Annotated in this window: 11 protein-coding genes; 8 read left to right on the forward strand and 3 right to left on the reverse strand. The window is 35.8% G+C overall.

What is annotated here, in order from left to right; all coding sequences use genetic code 11:
* Positions 1-12: 12 nt before the first annotated feature.
* From qoxA to B1B04_RS19865, 3 genes are all read right to left on the reverse strand, one after another.
* Positions 13-972 carry a cytochrome aa3 quinol oxidase subunit II gene (gene qoxA / locus B1B04_RS19855; protein ID WP_079563108.1) on the reverse strand — a complete coding sequence of 320 codons (960 nt, stop codon included), beginning with the start codon at positions 970-972 and terminating at the stop codon, positions 13-15.
* 833 nt (positions 973-1,805) lie between these two features.
* A complete protein-coding gene (locus B1B04_RS19860; RefSeq protein WP_079563109.1) occupies positions 1,806-2,648 on the reverse strand; it encodes a DUF2785 domain-containing protein in 843 nt (280 codons plus the stop codon).
* Between the two features lie 283 nt (positions 2,649-2,931).
* Complete coding sequence (locus tag B1B04_RS19865; protein WP_079563110.1) at positions 2,932-3,399, reverse strand: hypothetical protein; 468 nt, start codon at positions 3,397-3,399, stop codon at positions 2,932-2,934.
* Between the two features lie 575 nt (positions 3,400-3,974).
* On the opposite strand from B1B04_RS19865, the gene B1B04_RS19870 reads away from it, so the two are divergent.
* The 8 genes from B1B04_RS19870 to B1B04_RS19905 all read left to right on the forward strand — a co-directional run bounded on the left by B1B04_RS19870 (position 3,975) and on the right by B1B04_RS19905 (position 15,388).
* Entirely contained in the window at positions 3,975-4,964 is a 990-nt protein-coding gene (locus B1B04_RS19870; RefSeq protein WP_079563111.1) for a hypothetical protein, read from the forward strand.
* Between the two features lie 111 nt (positions 4,965-5,075).
* On the forward strand, positions 5,076-6,365 hold the full coding sequence (gene tig, locus B1B04_RS19875; RefSeq protein ID WP_079563112.1) for a trigger factor: 1,290 nt from the start codon (positions 5,076-5,078) through the stop codon (positions 6,363-6,365).
* Positions 6,366-7,122: 757 nt separating this feature from the next.
* The gene (clpX, locus tag B1B04_RS19880) at positions 7,123-8,394 is read left to right on the forward strand and encodes an ATP-dependent protease ATP-binding subunit ClpX (protein WP_079563113.1); all 1,272 of its coding nucleotides are present in this window, start codon (positions 7,123-7,125) and stop codon (positions 8,392-8,394) included.
* Positions 8,395-8,623: 229 nt separating this feature from the next.
* On the forward strand, positions 8,624-10,948 hold the full coding sequence (gene lon / locus B1B04_RS19885; protein ID WP_079563114.1) for an endopeptidase La: 2,325 nt from the start codon (positions 8,624-8,626) through the stop codon (positions 10,946-10,948).
* A 4-nt stretch (positions 10,949-10,952) separates the two neighbouring features.
* Entirely contained in the window at positions 10,953-11,534 is a 582-nt protein-coding gene (gene yihA, locus B1B04_RS19890; RefSeq protein WP_079563115.1) for a ribosome biogenesis GTP-binding protein YihA/YsxC, read from the forward strand.
* 118 nt (positions 11,535-11,652) lie between these two features.
* Positions 11,653-11,826 (forward strand): YjfB family protein, encoded by a 174-nt coding sequence (locus B1B04_RS19895; protein WP_079563116.1) that lies wholly within the window; start codon positions 11,653-11,655, stop codon positions 11,824-11,826.
* A 160-nt stretch (positions 11,827-11,986) separates the two neighbouring features.
* The gene (locus B1B04_RS19900) at positions 11,987-13,654 is read left to right on the forward strand and encodes a hypothetical protein (protein WP_240518351.1); all 1,668 of its coding nucleotides are present in this window, start codon (positions 11,987-11,989) and stop codon (positions 13,652-13,654) included.
* Positions 13,655-13,936: 282 nt separating this feature from the next.
* Positions 13,937-15,388, forward strand: a complete 1,452-nt coding sequence (locus B1B04_RS19905) for an S-layer homology domain-containing protein (RefSeq protein WP_079563118.1) — start codon at positions 13,937-13,939, stop codon at positions 15,386-15,388.
* Positions 15,389-15,400: the final 12 nt, after the last annotated feature.

Here is a 15,400-nt window from a genome sequence, read left to right on the forward strand (position 1 = left end):
GTGAAAATAAAATTAATGTGAATGTGTTTCTTCAGAATTTTTCTCTGAATCAGAATGATTCCCATGATCCATTTTAGAGTGATCCATTTCTTTTTCGGACATGTCCATATCACTATGATCCATGCCGCCCATTTTCATGTGTTCACTGTGTTCCATTGGAGCAGGTCTAAATTCTAAGTGTGTAGATGAATAGCTTGAACGACCAACGTGTTCTGCTTTTAATAGTTCATCAAATTTTTCTTCTGTTAATGGTTTTTCGTTTGCTTTTACTTTAGAAACCCAATCGTCGAAGTCTGCTTGTGTCATAGATTGCGCTTCAAATTCCATTTCAGCAAAACCGCGACCGTTAAAGTTAGAGTTACGGCCCATGAATGAACCAACCTCATCTGCAGCAAGGTGAATAGTTGTTAACATGTCACTCATCGCGTATTTTTGACCAGCTAATTGTGGAATCCAGAAACTTGTGATTGGTCCGAAAGAGTAAAGTTTGAACTCGATTGGACGGTCAGTTGGAATATTTACATAGTTTACAGTTTCAACACCTTGCTCTGGATAGCTAAAATGCCACTTCCAGTTAGAAGATGATGCGTAAATAACAAGTGGCTCTTTATTGTCATAACCTTCTGGTGTTGTCTCGACAGTACTTGTTGTTCTTACAGTAACAACTGCCAAGAATGCCACTATGATAATAGGGATAACTGTCCATATTATTTCAAGTAGATGACTACCCTCTTCGTGAGGAGGCTCATAATCGGCAGATGCTTTTGAAGCACGATATTTAGTTAGCATAAATGCTAAAAGCACATACACGACTAGTAATATAAAGGCCATTGTAATAATGGATAAAATAATTGTGTCTGATAATGTTTTGGCATTTGGCCCTTTAGGATCAAAAACTGTTAGGGGTTCACAGCCAGCAAGAATTGCTAGCGCACTAAATGCAACAAACATTAAGCTTAACTTTTTCTTCATGTTTGACTCCTTTCTATAAAACGGCTATTCATAAATTTCATATGTTTATATATAGATTCGAATTTATAAATAGTGGGTAATACGGTCACCTCTTTTAATTGTTGTACCAATCAAATAATCAGAAATACTTACAATGGCATGGTTCACTATGAAACATTGAATGTAGTATTTGATTGGTCTAATGCAAGCGTTCGCAAAGTCATTAATCTGTGTAATCGATTTTTAAACAATGTGTCATAATCGATCGACACAAATGTCGTTGTTTGCATATAGGATTATACGCCCCGTTTGAAAGAAAAAAAATTATTTTTTTATATTTTTAATAGTAAACTGGGGATAAATATGAACATTCTTTGAACGAAAATCGTTATTTCAATATTAGTATTTTTGTGTTTAATATAATAAACACTGTTTAAACGTTGAAAACACTGAGTTTCTTATCCTTAACTAAGTAAATAGTTTTTTTTGTGAAAATGTCATTTCACATTTTAGACTTCATTTTGTAATAAAATCGCTGTTAAATTAGGTTGTTGAATGCTTTATTGTTGCGTTTTAAAAAAATATGAGTAAACAAAAAGTAGAGATGTGGATATATCAGGATAAACTTTCAATGTAAGGGATGATTGGAAAGGAGTATTTCGGAAACGAATATAAATTATGTTAATATAATTATGTACTTCCGTTTATTGGGTTTTTGATATTTTACTTAAAAAGTAAAAAATGCAAACTAAGGAGATTCTTAGTTTGCTAAATTTGGTATGGGAACGAAATTAAATGTATGAAGCAGAAAGAAAGTGAAATTCGCTTAAGTTCGTCTAATTACGCCAGACATTTTATGCGCCTAGTTTTAGCCATTTTGCGACTTGGCCATATATAGTATTTTGAAGTTTTGGGGCTAGGTTATGCATCTTTAAAGCAAAATACAATGTTTTCATTAAATTTAATGTACATGTACGTCCACTGAAAAAGGCTTCGTTATAACCTTGAGTCATTAAATGCAGTTCAAATTTATCAAATACTTGTTCGGCAAATTCTATTAATGCTTCCTCAGAGTAGTCACGAGCTAGTAACGCTTCAATAATAGTAACTAAGCGTTCCTCCTCGTCGTTGACAAAAACAGTATCTTTCCAAGTAACAAGTTTCAAAGCATGCAAGATTAAAGGCGCATGTTGTAAATCAAATTTGGGGTGTTTAATTGTCATAGCCGCTAAATCTGCACCATGTGCAATGCTATGCGCCCAACCTTTATCTTGAACATGTCCTCGCGTATCTTTTTCCAATAATAAATAGCGACCGATCTTTTTAAAGAAAATTTGTAAACGCTCATCACTTAAAATTAGTAGTTCAGCATCTTTTACGAGAATACCTGCAACAAGTAAAGCAGAAAACGAGCGAGTGAAGACACTATCTGTCATTTCTTCACCTATGTTTAAAAATAAATAATCATCGCTTATTACAGTATCAAATAAGTATTGTAGCTGTTCATTGCTCAGTAAATTGTCGCTAAGTAGATCAATAAAAGTTCGATAAATTAATTTGTCTCGTAATTCAGCATCTGGTGAACCAATGTGAGTTAACATTTCTTGTAACAACCATTCGCCATTTTGTATCATAAATTCTTGTCGTTCTGAAGATGTCATGGTTGAGAATGATTGTAATGTATTTTTAATATCCATATGTAATTCCCCCGAGGTTAAGTTAATTCTCTATAAGAGCATTCTTTTCGAAGTGTTAGTTGAACATAGTAAAAATGCTTATATGGAGCTAGGTCTTTTTATTATAACGCTTCAACGATGAATTTGTTGATTTGTAAAGTTTTCTAGTGATATAGAAGTATATTGGCAATGGGAATTCCAGAAACAACAAAAAGTTGATATGATAGACAAGCAACAAAAAGGGAAAGACTTATTCAAGGAGCACATAAAAAAGACATACCTATTTAAGTATGTCTCATCTTAGTCATGATATAAGGGCTGACTTTATACCGAGCGGCCATTCAGTATAAGTATTTTGGTTGGTTTTTAATTCAACAAGAATATTTGCATTTTTAATGGTTTCGATTAGCCATTCGCTATAATGATGATTCGGTTCGGCGTGCTGTAAGATTCGTTGCATATCTTTTTGGTCGATACTTAGAAGTTTATAGTTGCATTCAATGTGTACACTTTGGGGAATAATAAAAAGTGACTCATGTTGGTGCCCGATTGAAATGGAGCCAGGAATGTAACCTTGGATACTTATAATATGTGTATTTGCTTCTTGCGTGTATAAATCAATCTTTGTCCGTGTGAGTATTTCAAATTCGATCGGGTAATCCTTCTGATAAGGATTGTCCGCTGTAGAAAACGAAACAACTTTAATTGGTAGTGCCTCAAACATAGGAGAGATGCTACTACCGAATTCACTAACTGTATCTATTAATTGCATGTATTCCACTCCTTGTGAAGAACTTTTGCCATCAATTATGCTACGGCATAATTGCGTCAGGAATCAGCTTTGTGCATTCCAGCAGATGTTTTTTGTGCGAAAGCGAAGCGTCAGCAACAGATGTTTTTTGTGCGAAAGCGAAGCGTCAGCAGCACATGTTTTTGTCTGTAGTTTGCTGAAAGCTGAATGCCTGTAAATAGTAATAAATGAAAGATATTATTAATTATAATACAATTTATTACAAAATATGTAATGCTAAAGCAATGATTTTTTTAAAATAAGCAGGGAGTAAATTTATATTGTCATCGTTGAATGTTAAAAATGATATATGTTAAAACGTATACTGTTTAATAAGATTGAATTGGAGTAAATGAGGGGAGCATTACAGATGAGACCCTGGTGGGAATCAATAGAGGAACGCACAAAGTTCAGTAATAACGCTTTTGTGACTAACCCCCAGTAGCTTATCGCAACTCTTCGTAAAGCCCTCGGTCAGATTCGTAAATCAACTCCATGATAGTGTGATGATTCATATAGAAACTAATAAGTAAAATAGTCGTAAAGAGGTGAGAAAAATGACAAAGCGAAAACGACATGTTATAAAACATGACAATATTGTTGTTTTTCCTGGTGCTGTTCAGACATTAATACGTGAAGGACATATGTATGCGGAAAATTATCAATATGAAGAGGCAGTGGCGAGCTTTGAAAAAGCATTTTTATATGAAGATGGAGACGAAATGGCATTAAGTGCTTACGCGTATGCTTTATATGAATTAAAAGCATACGATAAGGTTAAAAATGTTTGTGAGCAATTATTTGCTATGGGTACGACTTTATATGTGGAAGTAATGGAGCTGTATGTTACTGTATGTATGCAATTAAAGGAATACCACCAAGTAGAGTCGTTAATTTCGACATTAATAGAAGAAAATGTACTTCCGGAAGATCGGCTTGAGAAATTTGAACGCTTAAGAAGCTTGAATCAAGATGTTGCAATGAATCTCCAAAAAAAAGAGGATGCAAAACGATTGTTAGAAGAGCAAGAATATGAACTTTCGGAATTTAGTACCTTAACGGCAAATGAACAATCTATTCGACTGCATCGTTTAATGGAGACGAATGTAAGGCAATTAAAGACAGCATTGAAAGATATTATTGAATCTCCTACAATCCATCCATTTGTTCAGAGTTTAGCATTAATTCTATTAGTGGAACAAGAAGTGTCAATTGAGATTACGGTCTCAAAATTTAATGGAACAAAGATTATTAACCCTATCAATTTAGTCTTGCCAAATCAGTTGCCTCAGTATAGGGAAGTAAAAAAAATAATCGAAAATAAATTAGAGCAAGACCCATCGACGTTGGAAATGGTACAATACTTAATGGCGAAGCATGCCATTGTGACATATCCGTTTGAATGGCACCAGTATGAAGCTGATGATATTGCCTATAGTTATATTGACTTTGTACAATCTATGCTCGGAAAAGTACAGGAAATGAACTATGAAATCATTGACTTTTTACAAATGTTAGAAAAAATGACGGAACTACATGAAGTGTGAAATAAGTTGAAACTATACGCATCTATGTTATACTAAAATGGTTGTCAAAATCGTAGTTACGAATGAATTGTCTAACAATAAACTTGATTATTTATTTGGAGGTATTTATACATGTCAGCAAAATGGGAAAAACAAGAAGGTAATATCGGTACTCTTACAATTGAAGTACCTGCTGCAGAAGTAGACGCAGCAATGGACCAAGCGTTCAAAAAAGTTGTAAAACAAATTAACGTACCAGGTTTCCGTAAAGGAAAAATGCCTCGTAATATGTTTGAACAACGCTTTGGTATCGAATCTTTATACCAAGATGCATTAGAAATCATCGTTCCTGAATCTTATTCAAAAGCTATCGATGAAGCTGGTATTATGCCAGTAGATTACCCAGAAATTTCTGGTACAGAAAACTTCGCACATGGTAAAGATTTCACATTTACTGCTCAAGTAACAGTGAAACCAGAGCCAAAACTTGGTGAGTACAAAGGTTTAGAAGTTACGAAACTTCCAGTAGAAGTTACTGATGAAGAAGTAGAAACACAAATTCAAGAACAATTAGCTCGTAAAGCAGAGCTAGAAATTAAAGAAGACGAAGCAATCGTAGAAGGCGATACAGCTGTTATCGACTTTGAAGGTTTCGTAGGTGAAGAAGCGTTTGAAGGTGGCAAAGGTGAAGACTACCCACTAGAAATTGGTTCAGGTTCATTCATCCCTGGCTTCGAAGAGCAAATTGTAGGTATTAAAACTGGCGAATCTAAAGATGTAGTTGTAACTTTCCCAGAAGAATACCATGCAGCTGAATTAGCTGGTAAAGAAGCTACTTTCAAAGTAACAGTAAAAGAAGTTAAAACAAAAGTTCTTCCAGAACTAAACGATGAATTCGCTAAAGAATTAGACCCAGAAGTTGAGGGTGTTGAAGCTTTACGCGCTAAAATCAAAGAGCAAACTGCAGAACAAAAACTAGCTGAATCAAATGCAGCACTTCGTGACGAATTAGTTGAAAAAGCAGCTGGAAATGCTGATTTTGAAGTACCTGCTGGTATGATTAACTCTGAAACTGATCGTATGTTACAAGAATTTGGTCAACGTTTACAAATGCAAGGTATGAACTTAGACCTTTACTATCAATTCTCAGGTCAATCAGAAGAAGATTTACGCGGACAAATGAAAGAAGAAGCAGAAAGCCGTGTACGTGTATCTTTAACTCTTGAAGCAATTGCAGAAGCTGAAAAAGTTGAAGCTACTGAAGCTGATATCGAAGCAGAATTAGAAAAAATGACTGCTCAATTTAACATGACAAAAGAGCAAATTACTGGTGCTTTAGGTGGCACAGCAGTTCTTGAAAACGACATTAAAATTCAAAAAACAGTTGAATTTTTAGTAGAAAACGCTAAAATTACTGAATAGGATTTTTTTGTAACTGGATAGAAAAATGAAAACAAGGTACGGCATTATACCGTGCCTTGTTTTATCACATATTGTGTGTTTAGGTGTAGCTTGATTCCACGTTAGGTTTAGTTTTACGACTACTTTCACCGCAAAAGCATCCTCCAAAAGGAAGTGCTTTTTTGAAGAGGGGATAGGCAAAGCCTTTACATTTCTCTAATACATAGTGTTGTTTGACTTATCACACGATGCTAAAATTTGACTTTATTCAGCAGAGATAGGGTTTAATTGATTGATGTCTCAATTCTTCCAAATGAGGAACAACGAAATACATCCTCTTCTGAATGAAGTTAAGCCTCTGGCGAATGTAATAGATTTAAAAAAAATTGTAACTTATACTACCGAGTATAAACGTGAAGTCACGAGTCAATACCAACTGAAGAAGGTCAGGTAGATTGGCTAAACGTAAGGTCTCTGGTCGCTAGAGCTTTCTGAAGAATCAGTCACTTACACTCGTGTGGTAATAAAAGGTATGATTGGTATAATTCGGACTCGCCCTAAGTGGTGGATAGCATTTGTTAAACTACACGCTATGATGGTGAGCTGGAATTTATTAAGTTAATGAAATGGAAACTTTGTGGCAATATTCATGTTTTTTGTACAATGAGTGTCAAAAATCTTGAACCATAAACGCCGTGGTGTAAATGGATGCAGACAATTTATTTGATAATGATTCAATAATCTTGTAAGATTGTTGCTTGAATAGGGGTGAAACATATTGTTCAAATTTAATGATGAAAAAGGCAATTTAAAATGCTCATTCTGTGGGAAACCACAAGAACAGGTACGTAAACTAGTTGCGGGTCCTGGTGTTTATATTTGTGATGAATGTATCGAACTTTGTTCAGAAATCGTTGTAGAGGAACTGGGCGTTGAAGAAGAAATTGAATTCCAAGATATTCCAAAACCGAAAGAAATCTTAACGATTTTAGATGAGTATGTAATAGGTCAAGAACGTGCTAAAAAAGCTTTAGCAGTTGCGGTTTACAATCACTACAAACGTATTAATACAAATAGTAAAATTGATGATGTAGAATTAGCGAAGTCGAACATTGTGTTAATCGGCCCAACTGGTAGCGGTAAAACTTTATTGGCCCAAACATTGGCGCGTATATTAAACGTTCCTTTTGCTATTGCAGACGCTACTTCACTAACTGAAGCTGGCTATGTTGGTGAGGACGTTGAGAATATCTTATTAAAATTAATTCAATCAGCAGATTACGATATTGAGCGTGCTGAAAAAGGGATCATCTATATTGATGAAATCGATAAAGTTGCACGTAAATCTGAAAATCCATCCATTACACGTGATGTATCTGGTGAAGGTGTACAACAAGCACTTCTTAAAATCTTAGAAGGTACAGTTGCGAGTGTCCCACCACAAGGTGGCCGTAAGCATCCTCATCAGGAGTTCTTACAAATCGATACTACGAACATCTTATTTATTGTGGGTGGAGCGTTTGATGGAATAGAATCCATTATTAAACGTCGTCAGGGTGAAAAAGTAATTGGCTTCGGTTCAGATCCTAACAAAATTGATGTGGATGAAGGCTCAATTATGGCAAAGCTGATTCCAGAGGATTTATTGAAATTTGGCTTAATTCCAGAGTTCATCGGTCGATTACCGGTACTTGCAAGCCTAGAGCAATTAAACGAGGCTGCGCTTGTACAAATTTTAACAGAGCCTAAAAATGCACTAGCTAAGCAATATCAAAAAATGCTTGAATTAGATGGTGTTGAGCTTGAGTTTGATGAAGGTGCCCTTTCTGAAATTGCAAAAGAAGCAATTGAGCGAAAAACAGGTGCACGCGGTCTTCGTTCAATTATTGAGTCAACAATGCTTGATGTAATGTACGAACTACCTTCACGTGAAGACGTGAAAAAATGTATCATTACGGCAAAAACAATTACGGATAAAGAAAAACCGAAATTGCTTCTTGAAGATGGCACTGAACTCGATGAAGGTAGCGACACAAAAACTTCAGCATAACGAACAGACGTGGCTGTCTATTGTTATGAGATAAAGAGTAATTTAGCTGACTTCGATTGTGTAATATTCGCACATTCGACAGTCAGCTTTTTATTCATTCATACATAAAGCCAACTGTAATTAAATGAAATTTTTGGCTCAATTGATTAACTAGTGTGAATCAGCTTTTTAGACACATACTAGTAGCGTGGGAGTGAATAAGAAAATTTTGACGGAGGTGAATACCCGCATGGTGACAATACAAAAAACAACAAATGTACCATTATTGCCTTTACGTGGACTTTTAGTATACCCGTCGATGGTGTTACATATTGATGTGGGTAGAAATCGTTCTGTAGCGGCGCTAGAACAAGCGATGTTAGAGGACCAACTGATATTATTAGTAACACAAAAAGAAATGCATGATGAACAGCCTGATGAGCAAGATCTCTACACAGTTGGTACGATGGCATATGTTAAACAGATGCTTAAATTACCAAATGGAACTCTGCGTGTTTTAGTGGAAGGTGTAGCACGTGCAACATGGTCTAACTATCGGGCGTTAGAAAAATATACGGTTGTTGACATCGATGATAAGGAAGAAACAATCGATAAGGATATTGAAACACAGGCTTTAATGCGGACGCTGTTAACGTATTTTGAAAGATACGCGAAAGCCTCCAATAAGATTACTTCCGAAACCATCAGTACTGTGGCAGACATTGAAGAGCCAGGTCGTTTAGCGGACATCATCGCTTCACACTTGCCATTCAAGATTGCAGATAAACAAGAAGTATTAGAAATGCTCAGTGTAAAAAAACGTTTAGACCATTTAATTATCCGTTTGCATGATGAACAAGAAGTACTTGATCTAGAGAAGAAAATTAATACAAAAGTTAAGCAATCGATGGAGCGTACTCAAAAAGAATATTATTTACGTGAACAAATGAAAGCTATTCAAACTGAGCTAGGGGACCGTGAAGGGAAAACTGGCGAGGTCGCTGAATTACGTAAACGTATTGACGCAACAGGAATGCCTGAATCCACGAAAGAAGTAGTGCTTAAAGAGTTGGATCGCTACGAGAAGCTACCGGCAGCTAGTGCAGAGAGTGGCGTAATTCGAAACTATATTGATTGGATTGTAGCACTACCATGGACAAATGCGACAGAAGATCGCATGAATATCGCACATGCAGAAGATATTTTAAATCGTGATCATGATGGATTAGAAAAAGTAAAAGAACGTATATTAGAATATTTAGCTGTACGTCAATTGAAAGCATCATTACGTGGACCTATTTTGTGTTTGGCTGGCCCTCCGGGTGTAGGTAAGACGTCATTAGCACGATCTATTGCAGAAAGCTTGGATCGTAAATTTATACGTATTTCATTAGGTGGGGTACGAGACGAATCAGAAATTCGTGGGCATCGTCGTACGTATGTTGGTGCAATGCCAGGGCGTATTATCCAAGGGATGAAAAAGGCAGGGACAATTAATCCTGTGTTCCTTTTAGATGAAATTGATAAAATGTCTAATGACTTCAGGGGAGATCCAGCAGCAGCAATGCTTGAAGTTTTAGATCCGGCTCAAAATAATACATTTAGTGATCATTACATCGAAGAACCTTATGATTTATCAAATGTATTATTTATAGCAACTGCTAATGATTTAAGTACAATTCCTGGACCGTTACTAGATCGTATGGAAGTGATTTCAATTGCTGGTTATACTGAAATTGAAAAAGAGCAAATTACGAAAAATCATTTAATACCAAAACAGTTAAAAGAGCACGGCTTGAAAAAAACACAAGTTATTATGAAAGACGAAGCAGTAGTGGATATCATCCGTTACTATACTCGTGAAGCGGGCGTTCGCGGACTAGAGCGTCAAGTCGCAACCCTATGTCGTAAAATCGCTAAGATCATTGTTTCTGGTGAGAAAAAACGAGTAACAGTAAGCTCGAAATCGTTAGAGGAATTACTCGGTAAACATCGTTTCCGATATGGACAAGCCGAGGAAGAAAATCAAATCGGTGTAGCTACTGGACTTGCTTATACAACTGTGGGTGGTGATACATTGCAAATTGAGGTATCATTAACACCTGGTAAAGGAAAATTGCAGCTAACTGGGAAGCTAGGCGATGTCATGAAGGAATCAGCTCAAACCGCCTTATCGTATGTCCGCTCAAAAATGGAAGAGCTAAAAGTGGATGCGGAATATTTTGAAACACATGATATTCATATTCACGTTCCTGAAGGAGCAGTGCCGAAAGATGGTCCTTCCGCAGGTATTACAATGGCAACCGCAATTGTTTCCGCGATTTTACACCGTCCAATACGCCGTGAGGTCGGCATGACAGGTGAAATTACTTTACGTGGGCGTGTACTCCCAATTGGGGGCTTAAAGGAAAAGACACTCAGTGCGCATCGAGCAGGCTTAACGACAATTATTTGTCCAAAAGATAATGAGCGAGATATTGAGGATATTCCTGAAAGTGTACGCGAACAACTAACATTTAAACTAGTGTCATCGGCTGATGAAGTATTAGCCATTGCACTGGACGGAGGTATTTAAGAAAATGAAAGTCCATAACGTCGAAATGGTCATAAGTGCTGTAAGACCAGACCAATATCCAGAAGATGGACTGCCAGAATTTGCACTAGCCGGTCGTTCAAATGTGGGGAAATCCTCATTTATTAACCGAATGATCGGTCGTAAAGCTTTAGCACGTATTTCTTCTAAGCCCGGAAAAACACAAACGCTTAATTTTTACAAGATTGAAGAGCAATTGTTTTTCGTAGATGTTCCGGGTTATGGTTATGCAAAGGTTTCAAAGACTGAGCGTGAAGCATGGGGAAAAATGATTGAGCGTTACTTAACTGGGCGTCAGGAATTAAAGGCAGTCGTTCAAATTATTGACTTACGTCATCCACCTACAGCTGATGATCGCATGATGTATGATTTTTTGAAGCATTACAATATTCCTTGTATTGTCATTGCAACAAAAGCAGATAAAATTCCAAAAGGTAAATGGGATAAGCACAAAAAAATCGTGAAAGAAACGCTAGACATGGATAAAAATGATCCTATTATTGTCTTTTCTTCAGAAACAGGACTTGGTTTTGAAGAAGCTTGGCGTACTATCGAAAATAAAATGTAATAAGAAAACATCTATTGCGTCTATTATTTAGGACAGTAGATGTTTTTTTTATTAAAATGGATGGAATTGCTTGATGAATGAAATAACTGACCGATAAATTAAATAGGAGGTGGACTTAATGGATATCGCAGCTTTATCAATGGCAATGAATCAAGCAACATTAATGCAAAATGTATCTCTAGCTGTAACGAAACAGGCTATGGAGATGCAACAGCAAAATTCAGAACAATTAGTTGAAATGTTAGATGCTCCACATCCAACAGCTGGACATACAATTGACGTTCAAGTTTGATGAAGGAAGGTAGCTTGTAATTGGAAGCTACCTCTATCTTTGTGTCTAACGGTAGATTAAAAAAGGAATTAAAAGTACTAAAATGTATCTTTTTAGATAGTAAAAACTACCAATAGTACGATATACTATTTAATAATAATTAATAACATTTTTTTAGGAGGTGGGATTGTTGAAGAAAATTCCATACATACTAATGATTTTGTTACTAGCGGTTCTCGGGTTCTCATCAAATCAAACAGCACATGCTACCCAAATGGTGACTGGAACTTTTGTAGATGTAACATTTTCAGAATATGAAAATTCAAATGGAGTAATAGAAAAAAAGCTTAGTAAAATTACTTTGCAAAATGATAGCGGTCGTCAAGTTACATACAATATAAATAATAATGCCCGCCTTTATATTAATAAGACAGAGACAACAATCGAAGGCTTTAAGATGGGGATGAAAGTAGAAGCGGACATTTCCCTTCGAAGTGTTGTTGAGCTTCGAGGTACTTCTGATTCTACAAAGGAAACAGAATCTCCAACAGTTGCACACAATACGAAAACACTTGCCGGGGTAGTGACAAGTATCGATCCAAATGGACTATTTATTATGTTGAAGTCGGATTTTGGAAAAGAAACGACTTACTATATAAATAAAGATACAAGCTACCAAAAAAACTCCTCTGCAGCCGATATTAGCGCATTATATGTAGGGGATCGTGTTAAGCTAAGCCTTAAAAATCAAAATGCATCCATTGTCACAAAAATCGAAATTAGTGATACAGGTACATTAGTTGAAAACCTATATAAAGGTGAAATACAAACGGTTAATGCCAATGCAAATAAATTAACTGTAAAAAATCAACATGCTTTTATAAATTGGCAGTTTGGTTCTGATACAACAAAGGCTTTATCAACGATGAATTTTTCATCGAAAGTTCCAGTATATGTTGGAAACACAAAAATTAATAAAGATCAGTTGAAAAATTACATTGGTAGTGAAGCATATTATGCAACAGTTAAACAATTTGGCAAAGAAGTGATTGAAAAGATTGTTGTATTGAAAAACAACGAGCGAACTTACTACGAGCCTATGCTTTCTGTAGATTCTAAATATCAACTATTTAAACTTAAATCTGCAGGTACAATATACTTCCACGATGGAACGATATTAATTCGAAATGGTCGTTTAATCGAACCTACAGGCCTATTAGCTTATGGTACAGCCTTTGTTATTTCGGATGGTGCTGCACGTGATCATTATGCCCAAGTTGTGCAAATAACAAGTGATAGTTTTATGTCACCAAACTTAGCAGGTCATGAGTTATATTATGGACGTTTATCACAAGCAGATGGCTATTTAATCGAAATTGATGATGCAATGAAGATCGAGTCAAATGTCTTCAAGAAAACAGATCGTACTGTACTATCTGTTAGTAATTCAACAAAGGCAATAGTAGATGACGGTAACAAAACATACAGTGTTGTTCCTGATATTGAACTTCATTTATATGAAGGTCAATATGGATACTTCTATGTGAAGGATGGACATGTACAGGCCCTTCATATTCTGAATAAGGCGAAACCTGTTGCACCATTAATGTTAACAGGTAAACTACAGTCAGTTAAATCGAAATTCCCAGCTGTAATCAATGTGAAGAGCGTTAGTCAATGGCAAAATGGTCGTTGGTATGAAGCTGGTGAAATGATTGATATGAATATTGACCAAGCAACAATTATTAAAGCTGGTAAAGTTATTCAAGCATCTGATTTAAAACCTTCTGATCGTTTAGTAGTATTATCAGATCGTTTTATCAAAGCTCATTTAATATTAGTCGATTAATATCTGTGAGTTTTCTGCGAGTATATTTACGACGAAGGTATTCAGCCTTAAGCGAATTTTTTAGTACTTGCTAATGATGAAAGACTTTGTCGCGCTAGGAGTAGAAGGCGAGCAAATTTAACCTTAAATTTTTTAGGTGTGTTGATTAGGTTCATCACCAAAAGTCGTGGAGACTTCTTATCATTTTGCTTACATCAACACACCTGATTATTTTATTATCTTAAATAATTGACAGCTCCAGATGCGGATATGCATGGAATGAAAGAGAGGAACAGAAAAAGAATGCGAAAACATTTATATAAAATAATGTTAGTAGTTCTTGCTGTATTGATTGTTGGGGCTACTATCCCAGAAAATGCATCAGCGTCTTCATTAGAAACAACGGGTGCTGTAAAAAATGAATATACATATGAGGAAGCTGTTTTCATTACAGGAACACCTATTATATTTAAAGGCACTAGTAAAGACATTAAAATTACGCAAAAAGAATCTAAAGGAAAATTAACTGAAACATATAGTTTAAAGCTAACAGCAAGTAACGGTGCTACATTGACACGAAATATTGCCTATGAATCAGATGTAGTAGATTATGCTACGATTGGGCAAAAAACATCCAATGGTGTTGTGAAAAAGTATACAGAGAAAATTGTTGCTGGGAAAATTACCTATACATTAGCTGATTACCAATTTTCACAAGGGACTGTAACGGACAATCGTGTAGCCTCTGATTATTTCTCAGGTAATGTGATTTCGAGAAAAACGTATTCCTATCAAACTGGAACTGGAAAAAATGCAGTCCAAAATACTGTGACAATTGATACGGATAGTCGTCATGCTGGCTATGAAAACTTCTGGGGAGCAACGGAAACACAAATTACCGAAGCTGTTTATAATTATAGCGATGGTAAGACAAGCCATGTGAAAAATCGTTTATCTACAAGTAAATCACGTGTACTAAACTATGAAGAAAACCTAGGGACTTTAGGGAGCTTTGATGGTGGGTATGCGGTAGTAAGTGAAAAGGATGTTATTTCTGAATATACGTATGATTTAGCCTCTGGACAAAAAGGGACTCTTGACTTAGATACAGAATACATGCCGACAATTGAACGTTTAATCATTCCTAAGTTCCGTGACTTATCAAATCATTATGCGAAACAAGCTATTGAAAAATTATATTCTTTAGGTATTTACACTGATGCAAGTAACTTCTTCTCACCAAATACCCCTATGAAGCGTATTGACTTTTCAACGGCGATTGGTAAGGCAGTTGACTTACGTGTTATGGCAGAACCGAAAACGAAAAAATCCAAAACTACTACAAGTATTTTTAAAGATATTAAACGTACAGTAAAAGATTATGCTTATATTGAGTCTGCGGTTAATAAAGGAATTATTAAAGGTGTATCACCAGAGTATTTCAAGCCTGATCATCCGATTACTCGAGCACAAGCCGCTACGATTTATGTGCGTGCTTTAGGGCTTGAGAATAAGGCGCCAGATCCTGGCTATTTAACAAAGTTTAAGGATGATGCTCAAATTCCGGTTTACGCAAGAGACGGTATTTACATTGTCAATGAGTTAGGCTTAATGACTGGTGACCCTACAGGTCGATTTAATCCAAATCAGCCATTAACGCGTGCAGAAGCATCAGTAGTATTAGAACGTTTTTTAAATTATTTGGAAAGTGACTTAAAACAAAACTATCGAGATGACATATTGTTCTTTAATTAAAGAAAGGACTGA

The sequence above is a fragment of the Lysinibacillus sp. KCTC 33748 genome, from assembly GCF_002237755.1.
GTDB lineage: Bacteria > Bacillota > Bacilli > Bacillales_A > Planococcaceae > Lysinibacillus.

Coding starts and splice junctions, on each gene's coding strand:
- tig (WP_079563112.1), top strand. CDS start 5,076: ATGTCAGCAAAATGGGAAAAACAAGAAGGTAATATCGGTACTCTTACA.
- B1B04_RS19905 (WP_079563118.1), top strand. CDS start 13,937: ATGCGAAAACATTTATATAAAATAATGTTAGTAGTTCTTGCTGTATTG.
- B1B04_RS19870 (WP_079563111.1), top strand. CDS start 3,975: ATGACAAAGCGAAAACGACATGTTATAAAACATGACAATATTGTTGTT.
- B1B04_RS19860 (WP_079563109.1), bottom strand. CDS start 2,648: ATGGATATTAAAAATACATTACAATCATTCTCAACCATGACATCTTCA.
- yihA (WP_079563115.1), top strand. CDS start 10,953: ATGAAAGTCCATAACGTCGAAATGGTCATAAGTGCTGTAAGACCAGAC.
- B1B04_RS19895 (WP_079563116.1), top strand. CDS start 11,653: ATGGATATCGCAGCTTTATCAATGGCAATGAATCAAGCAACATTAATG.
- qoxA (WP_079563108.1), bottom strand. CDS start 972: ATGAAGAAAAAGTTAAGCTTAATGTTTGTTGCATTTAGTGCGCTAGCA.
- B1B04_RS19865 (WP_079563110.1), bottom strand. CDS start 3,399: ATGCAATTAATAGATACAGTTAGTGAATTCGGTAGTAGCATCTCTCCT.
- lon (WP_079563114.1), top strand. CDS start 8,624: ATGGTGACAATACAAAAAACAACAAATGTACCATTATTGCCTTTACGT.